At 59.2% G+C, this 16,694-nt stretch carries 12 protein-coding genes and 1 pseudogene; 6 read left to right on the forward strand and 7 right to left on the reverse strand.

Annotation, left to right across the window (positions count from 1 at the left end; all coding sequences use genetic code 11):
* Window positions 1–2: 2 nt before the first annotated feature.
* The gene (locus U367_RS0115860) at window positions 3–428 is read right to left on the reverse strand and encodes an HIT domain-containing protein (RefSeq protein WP_028617746.1); all 426 of its coding nucleotides are present in this window, start codon (window positions 426–428) and stop codon (window positions 3–5) included.
* Between the two features lie 875 nt (window positions 429–1,303).
* Here U367_RS0115860 and U367_RS0115865 point away from each other — a divergent pair.
* Window positions 1,304–2,584: an OprD family porin gene (locus U367_RS0115865; protein ID WP_028617747.1), complete on the forward strand. Its 1,281-nt coding sequence runs from the start codon at window positions 1,304–1,306 to the stop codon at window positions 2,582–2,584.
* A gap of 192 nt (window positions 2,585–2,776) precedes the next feature.
* Here the strand turns inward: U367_RS0115865 and U367_RS0115870 are convergent, their stop codons facing one another.
* Window positions 2,777–3,619, reverse strand: coding sequence for a mechanosensitive ion channel family protein (locus tag U367_RS0115870; RefSeq protein ID WP_028617748.1), 843 nt, complete (start codon window positions 3,617–3,619; stop codon window positions 2,777–2,779).
* Between the two features lie 135 nt (window positions 3,620–3,754).
* The gene (locus U367_RS0115875; RefSeq protein ID WP_003175814.1) at window positions 3,755–4,240 is read right to left on the reverse strand and encodes a YajQ family cyclic di-GMP-binding protein; all 486 of its coding nucleotides are present in this window, start codon (window positions 4,238–4,240) and stop codon (window positions 3,755–3,757) included.
* Between the two features lie 123 nt (window positions 4,241–4,363).
* On the opposite strand from U367_RS0115875, the gene U367_RS0115880 reads away from it, so the two are divergent.
* The 3 genes from U367_RS0115880 to U367_RS0115890 are packed head-to-tail and all read left to right on the forward strand — an operon-like array spanning window position 4,364 to window position 7,945.
* Window positions 4,364–5,281 carry a putative 2-dehydropantoate 2-reductase gene (locus U367_RS0115880; protein ID WP_028617749.1) on the forward strand — a complete coding sequence of 306 codons (918 nt, stop codon included), beginning with the start codon at window positions 4,364–4,366 and terminating at the stop codon, window positions 5,279–5,281.
* A 46-nt stretch (window positions 5,282–5,327) separates the two neighbouring features.
* Window positions 5,328–7,364: a sensor histidine kinase gene (locus U367_RS0115885; protein ID WP_028617750.1), complete on the forward strand. Its 2,037-nt coding sequence runs from the start codon at window positions 5,328–5,330 to the stop codon at window positions 7,362–7,364.
* Between the two features lie 2 nt (window positions 7,365–7,366).
* Window positions 7,367–7,945, forward strand: coding sequence for a cob(I)yrinic acid a,c-diamide adenosyltransferase (locus U367_RS0115890; protein ID WP_028617751.1), 579 nt, complete (start codon window positions 7,367–7,369; stop codon window positions 7,943–7,945).
* A gap of 161 nt (window positions 7,946–8,106) precedes the next feature.
* On the opposite strand, the gene U367_RS0115895 is transcribed toward U367_RS0115890, so the two are convergent.
* From U367_RS0115895 to secA, 3 genes are all read right to left on the reverse strand, one after another.
* Entirely contained in the window at window positions 8,107–9,051 is a 945-nt protein-coding gene (locus U367_RS0115895; RefSeq protein WP_028617752.1) for a Nudix family hydrolase, read from the reverse strand.
* Window positions 9,052–9,064: 13 nt separating this feature from the next.
* Entirely contained in the window at window positions 9,065–10,282 is a 1,218-nt protein-coding gene (gene argJ / locus U367_RS0115900) for a bifunctional glutamate N-acetyltransferase/amino-acid acetyltransferase ArgJ (protein ID WP_028617753.1), read from the reverse strand.
* A 124-nt stretch (window positions 10,283–10,406) separates the two neighbouring features.
* Entirely contained in the window at window positions 10,407–13,142 is a 2,736-nt protein-coding gene (gene secA / locus U367_RS0115905) for a preprotein translocase subunit SecA (protein WP_028617754.1), read from the reverse strand.
* A gap of 305 nt (window positions 13,143–13,447) precedes the next feature.
* On the opposite strand from secA, the gene U367_RS0115910 reads away from it, so the two are divergent.
* The gene (locus tag U367_RS0115910) at window positions 13,448–13,903 is read left to right on the forward strand and encodes a DUF721 domain-containing protein (RefSeq protein WP_028617755.1); all 456 of its coding nucleotides are present in this window, start codon (window positions 13,448–13,450) and stop codon (window positions 13,901–13,903) included.
* A gap of 4 nt (window positions 13,904–13,907) precedes the next feature.
* Here the strand turns inward: U367_RS0115910 and U367_RS0115915 are convergent, their stop codons facing one another.
* Entirely contained in the window at window positions 13,908–15,386 is a 1,479-nt protein-coding gene (locus tag U367_RS0115915) for a helicase HerA-like domain-containing protein (protein WP_028617756.1), read from the reverse strand.
* 204 nt (window positions 15,387–15,590) lie between these two features.
* On the opposite strand from U367_RS0115915, the pseudogene U367_RS1000000132740 reads away from it, so the two are divergent.
* Window positions 15,591–16,622 (forward strand): annotated as a pseudogene (locus U367_RS1000000132740) (HAMP domain-containing protein); the annotation flags it as partial.
* Window positions 16,623–16,694 lie beyond the last annotated feature (72 nt).

The raw sequence follows: 16,694 nt of genomic DNA on the forward strand, positions 1-16,694 counted from the left end.
ATTCAACCCTGGGTAAAGACGAAGTCGACGGGCAGCAGCTCGCGCAGACGAGCACGAATGGCTGACACTTGCTGATCGGTATAAGGCTTCGCAGGATGCTTGCCCCACACCGGCGCAGGCCAGGCGGCATCATCACGTTTGCGCACAATCACATGCACGTGCAACTGGCTGACCACGTTGCCCAGAGCGCCGATGTTCATCTTGTCGGCGGCCAAACCTTCATTAAGCAACTGGGCCAAGGCGGTAGTTTCCTGCCACAGGCGTTGCTGGTCGACGACATCCAGTTGAAACACTTCGCTGATAGCATTGATGCGCGGCACCAGGATGAACCAAGGGTAGTTCGAGTCATTGGACAACAGCAGGCGGCACAGGGGGAAATCCCCGATGACCAGTGTGTCTTGTTGAAGGCGTTGATCTAAAGCGAACACCGCAGGCACTCCGTTCGGCAGGTCAGGTTCAAGGCCACCAGCATACCCGCGAATCGCTATTGCTTCACGCCGACCAATACGCGTCCAAGCAAGGCGTGGCGAAAAAAAGTGCACCATTTCGATCCAAACGATTTTTTCGACTACGCTCAACCACCAAACCTTCGGCGATTGACCAAGCACAGATCAAAACATTGCGAGGAAAACCGCGATGCAGAGGCCTCACAAAACAAGGCATTGAGCCATCACCCAAACACTGAGGCATCAGAGGCCATGCACCAAAATGACCCAATTGCGCCTCAAAGAGATCCGCCGATTACCCACTGAATGGGGTGAACGGGTAACGTTTTTCCCAGATACAGGATTTATGCACCACAACACAGGCACAGAGCCCGAGCGTCAAGGCCAAACCAATCGGCGTAAAAACCCCGTGCTTATGCGGTTTTCACGAAGCGGTAACGTTTTTCACGAAAAAATGACATTCGATTTACGGTTTGGGCACGCTTGCTGCATTCATCCCTATATCGTCGGCAACGGCACCGGACGGGAAGCAGGTGTTTCGCGATGAAAAACAGCAGCGGTTCAATGCGCGCCAAGGAAGATTTCAAACTTAACAAAGTAACGTTTTTTTGCGTTCTTTTAACGGTCGGAAAACAGCATTGAAGTTGTCAGCCTCGTTACAGTGAGGCTGTGAATTTGCGACATGGATATAGCAATCTACGACAAGCTCGTAAAGAAGCTGAAAGGAAAGTTGGGCAAGTATCGCCAATATTGTCAGCGTGATATAACTTTGCGCCGACACAAAAAGAAAGAGCCGCCCAGACAAAAATATAGGTGGGACGGCAGTACTCTTCCTAAAACCAAAGGAGCAAATCACGATGCGCGTGATGAAGTGGAGCATGATCGCCCTGGCTGTTTCAGCAGGCACTACGCAGTTCGCAATGGCGTCCGCCCAAAGCGATTCCAAAGGCTTTGTTGAAGACAGCACTTTCAGCATCAACACTCGCGCCCTGTACTTCAGCCGCGATTTCCGCAACAACCCGTCGGGCCCAGGCACGAAAAGTCGTGCGGAGGAAACCGGTCTGGGCTTCAACGCCCTGTACGAATCGGGCTTCACTCAGGGCACCATCGGCGTCGGCGTCGACGTGATCGGCCTGTTGGGCGTCAAGCTTGACAGCGGCAAGGGTCGCGCTGGTACTGGTCTGTTCCCAACCGGCTCCGACGGTCGTTCGCAAGACGATTACTCCAAAGGCGGCGGTGCCGTTAAGTTCCGTATTTCCGATACGGTCCTGAAAATTGGCGACCAGTACACCACAGCGCCTGTGTTCGCCTCGGACGACAGCCGCTTGCTGCCAGAGCTGCCACAAGGTATCTCGATCACCAGCAATGAGATCAAGGGCCTGAAACTGGAAGGCGGTCACTTCACTTCCAGCATCGCGCAAAACCAGACTTACCATGACAGCCTGGGCCTGACCAAAACCGACTTTGTCGGTGGTGTCTACTCGTTCACTCCTGAATTCACCGGCAGCCTGTACTACGCGAAGACCGAAGATTACTTCCGCAAGTACTACAGCAACCTGAACTGGACCCACGCGCTGAGCGACGATCAGTCCTTCGCGCTGGACTTCAACATCTACGACACCAAGAGCGAAGGTGCCGGCCTGCAACGCGCAGAGAAAGATGGCACCACCAAGCTTGATAACCGTGCGTTCAGCTTGCAGGGCGCTTACACCATCGGTGCTCACACCTTCACCCTGGCAGCCCAGAAAGTCACCGGCGACGGCGACTATGGCTACGGTGTAGACGGCGGCGGCACGGTGTTCCTGGCCAACTCCATCGCCCGTTCCGACTTCAACGCCGAAGGCGAGAAGTCCTACCAGGCGCGTTACGACATCAACATGGCGACCTTTGGTATTCCTGGTCTTAGCTTCATGACTCGTTATGTCACCGGTAGCGGCGCCAACACTGGCACCACGTCGAACGGTAAAGAATGGGAACGCGATATCGAAGCCAAGTACGTGGTACAGAGCGGTCCAGCGAAAAACCTGAGCTTGCGCCTGCGTCAAGCCACTTATCGCTCGGGCGATGGCGTGTACTACGGTTCGCCTTCGATCGACGAACTGCGTTTGATCGCGAACTACCCGCTGAACATCCTGTAATTGACAGTTTTATTACAGCGATGAGTTAAGGTTTCGGCCTTAAACAAAAAAAGCCGCTCCCTTGTTTAACAAGGGAGCGGCTTTTTTATGGCTGTAATGTTTCAGCACTGGAATAACTAGCAAGCTAACTAACGAGGTTACCGCTTACACCTTGAACCTGACCTAACGGCCAAGTTCAAGAATGATCCCAGATTACTTGGCAGCTGTTTCCTGCATCACACGAATAACCCGCTGTGGAAACGGAATATCAATCCCCGCCGCTTTCAAGCGGTCCCGTGCAAGTTCGTTCAACATGAACACCACGTCCCAGTAATCGGCCGTCTTGGTCCAGCAACGCAAGGAAACGGTGATCGAACTGTCACCCAAGGTCGACACCACCGCCACCGCAGCCGGGTCTGCCAATACGCGCGGATCTTTCGCCAGCTCCAGCAAAACTTCACGGGCTTTCTGCAGATCGGCTTCATAGTCGACGCCCACATCAAACACCACTTTGCGGGTCGGCTGACGGTTGGTGTTGGTGATGAGACCGTTGGACAGGCTGCCGTTGGGGATGATCACGGTCTTGTTGTCACCGGTACGCAGCACGGTGTGGAAGATCTGGATGCTGTCGACGGTGCCGGAAGTGCCTTGGGCTTCGATCCAGTCACCAATGCGGAACGGGCGGAACAACAGAATCAGCACGCCGCCGGCAAAGTTTGCCAGGCTGCCTTGCAACGCCAGGCCAATGGCCAGGGTGGCAGCACCGATCGCGGCAACGAACGAGGTGGTGGCGACGCCGATCATCGAGGCCACGTTGACCACCAGCATGACCTTGAGCGCAATGTTCGCCAGGCTGGTGATGAAGTGTTGCAGCGCCAGGTCAGCATTACGTAATGCCAGCAAACGCCCCACCCGGTGCGTCAACACGTTGATCAGCCACCAACCGATGGCCAGGGTGACCACCGCCAGCAAAAACCGGCTGCCGTATTCCATGATCATCGGTAACCAAGACTCTGAGGTCTTGATCAGGTGATCCACTTCAGCATTCAAATCCATCTACATTCTCCTGTTTACCGGATGTTCGGCGTATTGAGTGGCCATAAATGCAATTGAGCCCCGTAGGGCTCAATAGTCGGCGCAAGTTCTGGGGCGTGGGACGTCAAAAACGCCCACAGGTTCCCCAAAGTGCCATCAGTCGCGGAAGTTATTGAACTGCAGCGGCATGTCGAAGGTCTTGGCGCGCAGGGCCGCGATGGCCTCTTGCAGGTCGTCACGCTTCTTGCCGGTGACGCGAACCTGCTCACCCTGGATCGCGGCCTGGACTTTCAGCTTGGCGTCCTTGATGTGAGCAACGATCTTCTTCGCCAGCTCCTTGTCGATACCTTCCTTGAGGACGGCTTCTTGCTTCATCAGCTTGCCGGAGGCGTAGGCGTCCTTGATTTCAAGGCATTGCGCGTCGATCTTGCGCTTGACCAGCGACAGCTTGAGGATCTCGATCATCGCTTCCAGCTGGAAATCGGCTTCAGCGGTCAGGTTGACGGTCAGCTCTTTTTCCTTGAATTCGAAGCTGCCCTTGCCTTTCAAGTCATAGCGACGGTCCAGTTCCTTGACGGCGTTCTCGACGGCGTTGGTGACTTCGTGTTTGTCCAGTTCGGATACCACGTCGAACGAAGGCATGTCATTTCTCCAATATAAGGGGCGGGCTCAGTAGAGATGGAGCGCGCCCAAGCTAAAATGCCGGGGCATTATAGCGGTTCTTTTGTCCCGTTCGCTGCGGGCGCCCCTTCGGAGTACAAACTGATGTCGACCACTTGGCATATTCTCGGCGCCGGCAGCCTGGGTACACTGTGGGCCACACGTCTGGCGCGTGCAGGCGTGCCCGTGCGGTTGATCCTGCGCGATGCTGCGCGCCTGGCCGATTATCAGTCAGCCAAGGGGCTGACCCTGGTGGAACAGGGCATAGAACACACTTACCCGGTGATTGGTGAAACGCCTGACAGCCCAGAGCCGATTCATCGTCTACTTGTGGCGTGCAAAGCCTACGACGCCCAAGGCGCCGTCGCTCAGCTGCAGCACCGGCTGGCACCCGACGTCGAACTGATCCTGTTGCAGAACGGCCTCGGCAGCCAGGATGCTGTGGCCGCGCAACTGCCCCAGGCACGCTGCATCTTTGCCTCCAGTACCGAAGGCGCGTTTCGCGATGGCGACTGGCGTGTGGTGTTTGCCGGCCATGGCTACACCTGGCTGGGAGACGCAAGCCACCCCACCCCGCCGCTTTGGCTGGATGACTTGCAAGCGGCCGGCATCCCCCACGATTGGAGCACCGACATCCTCACACGGCTGTGGCGCAAGCTGGCGCTCAATTGCGCCATCAACCCGCTGACCGTGCTGTACCAGTGCCGTAACGGAGAACTGCAAGCCCATCACTGCGAAGTCGCAACCCTGTGCGCCGAACTCGGCGAACTGCTGGAGTGTTGCGGCCAACCGGCTGCCGCCCAGGACCTGCAACACGAAGTGGAACGGGTGATCCAGGCCACCGCCGCCAACTACTCGTCCATGTATCAGGACGTAACCGCCGGCCGTCGCACCGAAATCAGCTATCTATTGGGCTATGCTTGCCAGGCGGCCTCTCGTCACCAACTGAACCTGCCGCACCTGCAACAACTGCAAGTACGCTTGGTGGAGCACTTGCTTGCACGCGGATTGCCCCGCGACTGAGCCACGCGCTACCCTGCCCGCCTGTCTATCACCTGGGAAAACCCTGATGCCGCTGCGCCAGCGTCTTGAAAACCTACCGGTCGGGCAGAAACTGCTGGCCGCCCTGCTGGTGCTGTTGACCACCGTGTTACTGGTGGCCAACCTGACCTTTATCAGCGCCGCCTACTGGATCTCCCAGGAAAGCATGGCGCCCCAGGCCTTACAGGCCATCGGCCGCCTGGTGTCCAACCCCGCGCTCGCCGCCGAAGCCCTCGAATCGCCGGCCAAGGCTGACGCGCTGCTCAACGAACTGACCAGCTATTCGCCCTTGCGCGCCGCCGCCCTGTACGACGGCGAAGGCAACCGCCTGGCGCAGATGCAACACGGCGACCGCCTGCACCTGCCGGACAACTATCGGCACATCGAAGCCTGGCGCGTGACCGAGTTTCGCAGTAACCAAGTCATTACACTCCCCCGCGCAGGCCAGCCGTCCGGGCATTTGTTGTTGGTGGCCAGCAGCGAGTTGCCCGTAGCGTTCTATACCGGCACGTTGACGGCGAGCCTGGGCATCCTGATTTTCAGCGTGCTGTTGTGGCTGATCATCGCCCGCCAGATCAAACGGCTGATCACCCGGCCGATCCACGAACTGGAAGAGCTTTCACGCCAAGTCACCCGCGAAGAGAACTACGCCCTGCGCGCCGGTCGCGGCAACCACGATGAAATCGGCAGCCTGGCCGAAGCCTTCAACACCATGCTGTCGCGCATCGAAGCCCGTGAGCAACAACTCAAGCGCGCGCGGGACGACTCCCAGGCGGCGTATGACCAGGCTCAGGGTCTGGCGGAGGAAACTCGCCACACCAACCGCAAACTGGAACTGGAAGTGCAGGTTCGCAGCAAGATCGAGAAGAAACTCACCGGCTTCCAGAATTACCTGAACAGCATCATCGACTCGATGCCCTCGGCGCTGATCGCCCTGGATGAACAGCTCTACGTCACCCAATGGAACCAGGAGGCCAGCGCCCTCTCCGGCACACGCCTGGACGAAGCCCTCAACCAGCCGATCTACCTGGCGTTCCAGCCACTCAAGCCTTACCTGCCGCAGATCCGGGCGGCGGTTGAGCAACACACCGTGGAGCGCATCGAGCGTGTCACCTGGTTCAAGGACGACGAAGCCAAGCATTACGCCCTGACCTTCTACCCGCTGATGGGCGGGGCCGGGCGCGGCGTGGTGATCCGTATCGATGACATCACCCAGCGCCTGTCCCTGGAAGAAATGATGGTGCAGTCGGAGAAAATGCTTTCCGTGGGTGGCCTGGCTGCCGGCATGGCCCATGAGATCAACAACCCGCTAGGGGCGATACTGCATAACGTGCAGAACATCCGCCGCCGCCTGTCCCCCGATTTGCCCAAGAACCTGGAGCATGCGGAACAGGCTGGCATCGAGCTGGAAACGGTCAACCACTACCTGCAAAGCCGCGAAGTGCCGCAGTTGCTGGATGGCATCCAGCAGGCCGGGGCGCGGGCGGCGAAGATCGTCACCCACATGCTCAGTTTCAGCCGTCGCAGCAACCGGCAGATGGCTCCATGCGACCTGCCTGCGCTGATCGACCAGGCCGTGGAAATCGCCGGCAACGATTTCGACCTGGCCATCGGCTTCGACTTCAAGGGCCAGGCAATCATCCGCCAGTTCGACCCTCAACTCGGCCCGGTGCCCGGCACCGCCAACGAACTCGAACAAGTACTGCTCAACCTGCTGAAAAACGCCGCCCAAGCCATTCACCTGCGTGAAGACGACAGCGAACCGGGACGCATCATCCTGCGCACGCGCCTCAACCCGCCATGGGCGGAGATCCAGGTGGAAGATAACGGCATCGGCATGAGCGAAAACGTGCGCAAGCGCACCTTCGAGCCGTTCTTCACCACCAAGGAAATCGGCCAGGGCACCGGGCTTGGGTTGTCGGTGTCGTATTTCATCATCACCAACAACCACAAGGGCCAGATGGAAGTGCACTCCACCCTGGGCCAGGGCACCTGTTTCACCCTGCGCCTGCCATTGGCCGGCAGCCAAATTCCTCCTTATGAATTGAATCAACTGGAGCACTGACCATGGGCTTTCGCCTGTCGAAAATCTACACCCGCACCGGCGACAAGGGTGAAACCGGCCTGGGCGATGGCCGCCGCGTGCCTAAGGACCACCCACGGGTGGAGGCAATTGGTGAGGTGGATACGCTGAACAGCCAGTTGGGTTTGTTGCTGGCCAGCCTCGAAGAACAGAGTGGCAAGCATCCGGAGTTAAGGGATGTGATCGAGGTGCTTACGCCTTGCCAGCATCGTTTGTTCGATCTGGGGGGGGAGCTGGCAATGCCGGTGTACAAAGCGTTGAACGCTGCGGAAGTGGATCGACTGGAAGCGGCGATCGATCGTTGGAATGAGGAAGTGGGACCGCTGGAGAACTTCATCCTGCCCGGTGGCTCGGCGTTGATCGCACAAGCCCATGTATGCCGAAGCCTGGCGCGCAGTGCGGAGCGGCGGTGTCAGCAGTTGAATGCGGTTGAGTCGTTGGAAGGCGTGGAGCTGGCGTACATCAATCGGCTGTCGGATCTGCTGTTTGTGGCGGCGCGGGTGATTGCCAAGCGCCAGGGCGTGGCGGAAGTTTTGTGGCAGGCGGCCGCTAAGCCACACTAGCCTTATGAAAACGCCAAACCTGTAGTGAGCGGGCTTGCCCCGCGCTGGGCTGCGAAGCAGCCCAAATAAGGCCGCCGCACAGACTCAGACACAACACGCTGTCTGTTTTGGGGCTGCTCCGCAGCCCAGCGCGGGCAAGCCCGCTCACCACAGTGTCCGCGTCAAACCTGCGGCCAGAAAGCGCGAATCCCCGCCACACCCTGAGCCCCAGCCTCCCAAGCCTGTTCCCGCTCGGCGGGCCCAACCCCGCCTAGCAGAAATACGGGCTTGCTGAACCCACTGATCAACTCTGCCGCCTGCTCCCATCCCAATGGCTGTGCATCGGGGTGAGTCTGGGTCGGCTGCACCGGCGACAGCGTGACGAAATCCACGTCCATCATTTCCGCCAGTGCCAGCTCCTCTGCGTTGTGGCAAGACGCCGCCAACCAACGGTCTTTAGGAAGCGGTCGACCTTTGCTCGCGTATTTACGCAGTTGTGCCGAGGTCATGTGCCAACCGGCCGAAGGAAAATCCCCCAGCCACTCGAACGGTCCCTTGAGCATCAACTGAGCCTTGCCGGCGCACAGGCCTACTGCGTCCACCGCCAGGTCACGGTATTTAGGGTCGTAGCCATTGGGCGCACGCAATTGCACCAGCTTGATGCCGCCGGCTATAGCTTTCTGGATACCCCGCAGTAACGTCGGGGTTTCCAGTTCGCCAGGGGTGATCAGGTACTCGGCAGGCAAGCGCGCCGCCGCAACGATCGGCGCATTAGCCGCCGGGAACTCATAGTTAAGCAGGTCCCGAGGTGCCACCCACTCCAACGGTTGCCCCTCGACTCCGTGCGGCTCGCCGGTAAACGCCGAGACTTCCCAGACATCCAGCAACACCTGTTTGTCCGGGTAATCATGCTGCACCTTGATCAGCGGCCGCGCCGTGGTGACCTGGATGCCCAGCTCTTCCTGCAATTCGCGGGACAGTGCGGTTTCAACCGACTCATCGGCCTCCACCTTGCCGCCGGGAAACTCCCAGAGGCCGCCCTGATGCTGGGTATCGGCGCGGCGCGCCAGCAGGATCCTGCCGTCGACACCGCGGATAACCGCGGCTGCTACATGCACTCGTTTCACCGTGCTTATCCTCTTAGGTACGGTATTCCGCGTTGATCTTTACGTACTCGTGGGACAGGTCGGTGGTCCAGATGGTTTCGCTGCACGCGCCGCGACCCAGCTCGATGCGGATGGTGATTTCTTCCTGCTGCATCACCGCCGAGCCCTGGGCTTCGGTGTAGGTCTCGGCGCGGGCGCCACGGCTGGCGATGCACACGTCACCGAGGAACACGTCGATCTTGCTCACGTCCAGGTCCGGCACGCCGGCACGGCCCACAGCGGCCAGGATACGGCCCCAGTTCGGGTCAGAGGCAAACAGTGCCGTCTTGATCAGCGGCGAATGCGCCACGGTATAGCCAACGTCCAGGCATTCCTGGTGATTGCCGCCGCCATTCACTTCAACGGTAACGAACTTGGTGGCGCCCTCGCCGTCACGCACGATGGCCTGGGCGACGTCCATGCACACTTCGAATACGGCCTGCTTCAACGCCGCGAACAACGGACCGCTGGCCTCGGTGATTTCCGGCAGGTTGGCCTGGCCGGTGGCGATCAGCATGCAGCAGTCGTTGGTCGAGGTGTCGCCATCGATGGTGATGCGGTTGAACGACTTGTTGGCGCCGTCGAGGATCAGGCTGTGCAGCACGTCGCGGGAGACTTTGGCGTCGGTGGCGATGTAGCCGAGCATGGTGGCCATGTTCGGACGGATCATGCCCGCGCCCTTGCTGATACCGGTCACGGTGACGGTCACGCCATCGTGCACGAACTGGCGGCTGGCGCCCTTGGGCAGGGTATCCGTGGTCATGATGCCGGTTGCTGCCGCGGCCCAGTTATCCACAGACAGGTCGTCCAGCGCGGCTTGCAATGCGCCTTCGATTTTCTCGACGGGCAGCGGTTCACCGATCACGCCAGTGGAGTACGGCAGCACTTGGCTGGCGTCGACGCCGGTCAACTGGGCCAGCTTGGCGCAGGTGCGCGCGGCCGCCACCAGGCCTGGCTCGCCGGTGCCGGCGTTGGCATTGCCGGTGTTGGTCAGCAGGTAACGGATCGTGCCGGCAACGCGCTGCTTGGCCAGGATCACTGGCGCGGCGCAGAACGCGTTGAGGGTGAACACACCGGCGACGGTCGAGCCTTCGGCACAGCGCATCACTACCACATCCTTGCGCCCCGGGCGCTTGATGCCGGCCGAAGCGATACCGAGTTCAAAACCTGCAACCGGGTGCAATGTGGGCAAAGGACCAAGACCAACAGCCATGAATGCGCTCCTTAAAAATCAGATGATGTCTGTGCCGTCGTGAGCAACGGCGAAATTAATGGCAAAACGCCGCGACGGCAGAGGCCGGTCGCGGCGCAGGGTGTAGCAGCGTCAGGCAAAAATCTTATTCGATCTGGCCGTGGCAGTGTTTGAACTTCTTGCCCGAACCGCAGTAGCACAGCTCGTTGCGGCCCAGCTTCTGGTCATTGCGAACCGGGGTTTGAGCCAGGGCCACGTCGACCTCTTCGCCCAATACCTCAGGCGCTTCCAGCCCCGGTGCTTCGTCATGCTGGAACTGCATGCGCGCAGCCAGAGCTTCGGCTTCCTGACGCAGGCGGGCCTCTTCCTCGATCGGGTCTTCGCGACGCACCTGAACGTGGGACAGCACGCGAATCGAATCGCGCTTGATCGAATCCAGCAGTTCGGAGAACAGCGTGAACGACTCGCGCTTGTACTCCTGCTTCGGGTTCTTCTGCGCATAGCCACGCAGGTGGATGCCGTGACGCAGGTGGTCCATGGTCGACAGGTGGTCTTTCCACAGATCGTCCAGCACGCGCAGTACGATTTGTTTCTCGAAGGTGCGCAGCGCTTCGGCACTCGCCTGTTCTTCTTTCTCGTTGTACGCGGCCAGCAATTCGGCCATCAGTTTTTCACGCAGGGTTTCTTCGTACAGGTGATCGTCTTCGTCCAGCCACTGCTGAACCGGAAGGTCGACACCAAAATCGCTCTTCAACGCCGCTTCCAGACCGGCAACATCCCACTGCTCTGGCAGAGACTGTGGCGGAATATGTGCGCTGACGGTGGCGTTGAGTACATCCTGACGGAAATCAGCGATGGTCTCGCCAATGTTGTCGGCAGCCAGCAACGTGTTACGCATGTGATAGATCACTTTACGCTGTTCGTTGTTGACGTCATCGAACTCGAGCAGTTGCTTACGAATATCGAAGTTGCGGCCTTCAACCTTACGCTGAGCCTTCTCGATGGCGTTGGTCACCATGCGGTGCTCGATCGCTTCGCCGGACTGCATGCCCAGGGCCTTCATGAAGTTCTTCACGCGGTCCGAGGCGAAGATGCGCATCAGGCTGTCTTCCAAGGACAGGTAGAAGCGGCTGGAACCGGCGTCACCCTGGCGACCGGCACGACCACGCAGCTGGTTGTCGATACGACGCGATTCGTGACGCTCGGACGCGATCACCTGCAGGCCACCGGATTCCAGCACGGCCTGGTGGCGCTTCTGCCAGTCAGCCTTGATCTGGGCGATCTGCTCAGGGCTCGGGTTTTCCAGTGCCGCGACTTCCACTTCCCAGTTACCGCCCAACAGGATGTCGGTACCACGACCGGCCATGTTGGTCGCGATGGTCAGTGCGCCTGGGCGACCGGCCTGGGCAATGATCTCGGCTTCTTTTTCGTGGAACTTGGCGTTCAGGACCTTGTGCTCGATGCCTTCCTTGTTAAGCAGGTTGGACACGTGCTCGGAAGTCTCGATGGTGGCAGTACCCACCAGGATCGGGCGACCCTGGGCCATGCCGTCCTTGATGTCGTTGATGATTGCCGCGTACTTCTCTTCGGCCGTCAGGAACACCAGGTCGTTGAAGTCTTTACGCGCCAACGGCTTGTTCGGCGGAATGACCATCACGGCCAGGTTGTAGATCTGATGGAATTCGAACGCTTCGGTGTCGGCCGTACCGGTCATGCCGGACAGCTTGTTGTACAGACGGAAGTAGTTCTGGAAGGTGGTGGACGCCAACGTCTGGCTTTCAGCCTGGATGTTGAGGTGTTCCTTGGCTTCGATGGCCTGGTGCAGACCTTCGGACAGACGACGACCCGGCATGGTACGGCCGGTATGTTCGTCAACCAGAACGACCTGGCCATCCTGCACGATGTATTCGACGTTGCGATGGAACAGCTTGTGGGCGCGCAGGCCGGCATACACGTGGGTCAACAGGCCCAGGTTGTGTGCCGAGTACAGGCTTTCACCTTCGGCCAGCTCGCCGATCTGGGTCAGCATCTCTTCGACGAACTGGTGACCGGCTTCGTTGAGTTCGACCTGGCGGGTCTTCTCGTCGATGCTGAAGTGACCTTCTTTGGTCACCACGCCTTCCACTTCCTCAATGTGCTGCTCCAGGCGCGGAATCAACTTGTTGATTTCGGTGTACAGGCGCGAGCTGTCTTCGGCCTGGCCGGAGATGATCAGTGGGGTACGGGCTTCGTCGATGAGGATGGAGTCGACTTCGTCGATCACGGCAAAGTTGAGTTCGCGCTGGAATTTTTCATCCATGCTGAACGCCATGTTGTCGCGCAGGTAGTCGAAGCCGAATTCGTTGTTGGTGCCGTAGGTAATATCGCAAGCATAGGCTGCGCGCTTCTCTTCCGGCGGCTGGAACGGCGTTACCACGCCGACGGTCAGGCCGAGGAATTCATACAGCGGGCGCATCCAGTTGGCGTCCCGGCGGGCCAGGTAGTCGTTCACCGTCACAACGTGCACGCCCTTGCCGGACAGTGCGTTGAGGTAAACGCCCAGGGTTGCCACCAGGGTCTTGCCTTCACCGGTACGCATTTCGGCAATCATGCCTTCATGCAAGGTCATGCCGCCGATCAACTGGACATCGAAGTGGCGCATGCCCATGACACGCTTACCGGCTTCACGGGCGACCGCAAAGGCTTCGGGCAGCAGCTTGTCGAGGGTTTCACCTTTGGCTATGCGGGCCTTGAACTCTTGGGTCTTGGCGCGCAATTGCTCGTCCGAAAGGGCAACCATCTGCTCTTCGAAGGCATTGACCAGCTGCACCGTCTTGAGCATGCGTTTGACTTCGCGCTCATTCTTGCTTCCAAAAAGTTTCTTTAACAAAGGCGCAAACATATCGGCAGGTTCTTCCACACATAGGGATGGAGGGCGCACCGTGAGTGGCCCGAGCAGCCCTCACGGCCGCATGCGAACGCGCATTCTACCCGGATTCGTGGGTGAGGAAAGTGGCGTTGTTCCCCGATGCTGGCATGGTGCTGTGAGAGGGCTTGTTTAAAATAAGGGCTTTTGCCGGAACTTCAACCCATGGAGCGCAGAAGTTACCAATTGATTTGATGAATAAAACCCACGGAATGCATTGCCTGGGGCCGTACAGGTGGGTTCTGCTAAGATGGCGGCTCTGTTACTTAAGGTGTCCAATAATGGCATTTCGCCCCTTATCAGCCCGCGCTCCCGCCGTGTTGCTTCGTGATGCCAAGCCGCTGAAAGCCATCTTTGGCCATGCTCAACGCCTGGACCGCCTGCAACGACTGCTTGAAACCCAACTGCAACCGGCTGCACGCGAACATTGCCGCGTGGCGTCCTGGCGTGAAGGCAACCTGCTGCTTATTGTCACAGATGGCCACTGGGCGACACGTTTGCGCTATCAGCAAAAACGCCTGCAGCGTCAATTGATGGCCTTTGATGAATTCGCCGGTCTGACGCGCATCCAGTTCAAAGTGCAACCGCCCACCACCCAACCCGGCGTGGCGGAGCATATTCATGACCTGTCGCCCAGTGCCGCCGAAACTATTCAGGCAACGGCCGACGGCATCAGCAACCCAGGCTTGCGTGCGGCGCTTGAACGCCTGGCGGCCCACGCCAAGCCCAAGCCCTGACTCGCTATTTGCGCTTGCTGCCGCCCAATAACGACCCCAACAAGCCACGCACCAGTTGCCGCCCCATCTGATTGGCGGCTTGCTGCATCGCGGACTTCAACGCCTTGCCTGCGGTTGTGCCAAGGAACGCCCCGGCCTTGTCCGTAAAGCTGGGCTCCTCAGCGGCCGGTTTGCCCTCTTCGGTTGACCCAAGCTCTTTGCGTGCCATCAGCACTTCATATGCGGATTCCCGATCAATCGGCTTGTCATACCGGCCCAGCAACGGCGAACTGGCCACCAATGCCGCCCGCTCGGCTGCGCTGAGCGGGCCGATCCGCGATTGCGGCGGTGCGACCAGGACGCGCTGGACGACTTCCGGCGTCCCCTTTTCCTGCAGTGTTCCCACTAAAGCCTCGCCCGTGCCCAGCTCGGTCAGTACCGAAAGGGCATCAAAGGCCGGGTTCGGCCGAAAACCGTCGGCTACGGCGCGCAAGGACTTCTGTTCCTTGGTGGTAAACGCCCGCAGGCCGTGCTGGATACGCAGGCCGAGTTGGGCCAGCACGCTGTCCGGCAGGTCGCCTGGGGATTGCGTGACAAAATACACGCCAACACCCTTGGAGCGGATCAGCCGCACCACCTGCTCCAGACGCTCCTGCAACGCTTTGGGCGTGTCAGCGAACAGCAAATGCGCCTCATCGAAAAACAGCGCGAGCAGCGGTTTGTCAGCGTCACCGCGCTCGGGCAGTTGCTCGAACAACTCCGCCAACAGCCACAACAGGAACGTCGCATACACCTTCGGCGCCTCATGCACCAAGCGGCTGGCGTCCAGCAGATGGATGCGACCACGCCCCTCACCGGTAGGCTGCAGGATATCTTCCAACTGCAGGGCCGGCTCACCAAACAAGGCTTCAGCGCCCTGCTGCTCCAGCACTGCCAGGCGTCGCAACAGTGCCTGGCTGGAACCGGTGGTCATCAGCGCCGCGTCTTCGCCCAGCAACTCCGGGTGATAGCGCAGATGGTTGAGCAATGCCTTGAGGTCCTTGAGGTCCAGCAACAACAAGCCTTCGCGATCGGCCACCTTGAACGCCGCGTAAAGCGCCGACTGCTGGCTATCGGTGAGTTCCAACAGGCTGCCGAGCAACAACGGGCCCATTTCACTGATGGTAGTGCGCAATGGATGGCCGGACTGCCCGTGGATATCCCACAGCGTGACTGGGTAAGCCTTGGCCGTGTAATTGAGGAACGGCATGCCGGCGATGCGCTCGGCCACCTTACCCTGCGGGTTCGCCGCAGCGCCCAGGCCGCACAAGTCGCCCTTGATATCCGCCGCAAACACCGCTACGCCGGCGTCACTGAAAGCTTCGGCCAGGCGTTGCAGCGTGACGGTCTTGCCGGTGCCGGTGGCGCCGGCGATCAACCCGTGACGATTGGCCAGGCGCATGGCCTGGGCGATGGGCTGGCCGTCGAGGCCGGCGCCGATTAGGAGTTGCGAGGAGTCAGGCATTTCGTCACCCATGGTTAATCTTTAGTGCGGCCAGGTCGATACAGAGAAGTGTGAGACCCACAAAGTCCAAAAATAGGTCAGATAGTTCCCACAGGGACCACCGGAACCATCACAAGAAGTATCACACCTTTTTTGACGCTGCCATTTTGCGCCTCCCATAAGGACGCGCTTCGGATATTAAGACCTTAGCGGACCCTACAAGCCATGAATAAAAATCTGCGCTTCAGCCACAAAATCCTGCTTGCAGCCTCCCTTATCGTCATTGCCGCATTTGCGCTGTTTACCCTCTACAACGACTACCTGCAACGCAACGCGATTCGCGACGATCTCAACAACTACCTGCATGAAATGGGCGATGTGACCGCCAGCAACATTCAAACCTGGCTCACCGGGCGCATTGCCCTGGTGGAAAACGCCGCACAAAACATCGCCATCAACCCCGAACCGTCAGCGGTTGCTGGCCTGCTGGAACAGAAAACCCTGACGTCCTCCTTCATGGCGACCTACGTCGGCGACAGCAAAGGCGCCTTTACCATCCGCCCAGACACCAAGATGCCAGACGGTTTCGACCCGCGTGTCCGCCCTTGGTACAAGGGCGCCCAGAGCAGCAACGGTTCAACCCTGACCGAGCCGTATATTGATGCGGCCACCGGCAAGTTGATCATTTCCGTTGCCACTCCCAGCACCCAGGGCACCCAGAGCATTGGTGTGGTCGGAGGGGACCTGAGCCTGCAAACCCTGGTGGATAACATCGGCGCGCTGAACTTCGGCGGCATGGGTTACGCGTTCCTGGTCAGCGCCGACGGCAAAGTACTGGTACACCCGGACAAAAATCTGGTGATGAAGACCCTGGCCGACGTGTATCCGAAAAATACACCGAAGATCAGCGCCGACTTCAGCGAAGTCGAGGCCAACGGCAAAGACAACATCGTGACTTTTACACCGATCAAGGGACTGCCCTCGGTAAACTGGTACCTCGGTATTTCAGTCGATAAAGATAAGTCCTACGCCATGCTCAGCGAGTTCCGCACCTCAGCGGTCATCGCCACGCTCATTGCAGTGGTGATCATCATTGCCCTGCTCGGCATGCTGATCCGTATCTTGTTGCAACCGCTGCATGTAATGACCCGCGCCATGCAGGACATCGCCGATGGCGAGGGCGACCTGACCCGTCGCCTGACCATCCAGAATCACGATGAGTTCGGCACGCTGGGTAATGCCTTCAACCGCTTCGTGGAGCGTATTCATACGTCGATTCGTGAAGTGTCTTCGGCCACCGAACAGGTCAACGAGGTGGCACTGCGGGTC

Source organism: Pseudomonas canadensis (assembly GCF_000503215.1).
GTDB lineage: Bacteria > Pseudomonadota > Gammaproteobacteria > Pseudomonadales > Pseudomonadaceae > Aquipseudomonas > Aquipseudomonas canadensis.

Excerpts from the sequence above, each read along its gene's own strand:
- U367_RS0115865 (WP_028617747.1), top strand. The coding sequence starts at position 1,304 with ATGCGCGTGATGAAGTGGAGCATGATCGCCCTGGCTGTTTCAGCAGGC.
- U367_RS0115870 (WP_028617748.1), bottom strand. The coding sequence starts at position 3,619 with ATGGATTTGAATGCTGAAGTGGATCACCTGATCAAGACCTCAGAGTCT.
- U367_RS0115875 (WP_003175814.1), bottom strand. The coding sequence starts at position 4,240 with ATGCCTTCGTTCGACGTGGTATCCGAACTGGACAAACACGAAGTCACC.
- U367_RS0115880 (WP_028617749.1), top strand. The coding sequence starts at position 4,364 with ATGTCGACCACTTGGCATATTCTCGGCGCCGGCAGCCTGGGTACACTG.
- U367_RS0115885 (WP_028617750.1), top strand. The coding sequence starts at position 5,328 with ATGCCGCTGCGCCAGCGTCTTGAAAACCTACCGGTCGGGCAGAAACTG.
- U367_RS0115890 (WP_028617751.1), top strand. The coding sequence starts at position 7,367 with ATGGGCTTTCGCCTGTCGAAAATCTACACCCGCACCGGCGACAAGGGT.
- argJ (WP_028617753.1), bottom strand. The coding sequence starts at position 10,282 with ATGGCTGTTGGTCTTGGTCCTTTGCCCACATTGCACCCGGTTGCAGGT.
- secA (WP_028617754.1), bottom strand. The coding sequence starts at position 13,142 with ATGTTTGCGCCTTTGTTAAAGAAACTTTTTGGAAGCAAGAATGAGCGC.
- U367_RS0115910 (WP_028617755.1), top strand. The coding sequence starts at position 13,448 with ATGGCATTTCGCCCCTTATCAGCCCGCGCTCCCGCCGTGTTGCTTCGT.
- U367_RS0115915 (WP_028617756.1), bottom strand. The coding sequence starts at position 15,386 with ATGCCTGACTCCTCGCAACTCCTAATCGGCGCCGGCCTCGACGGCCAG.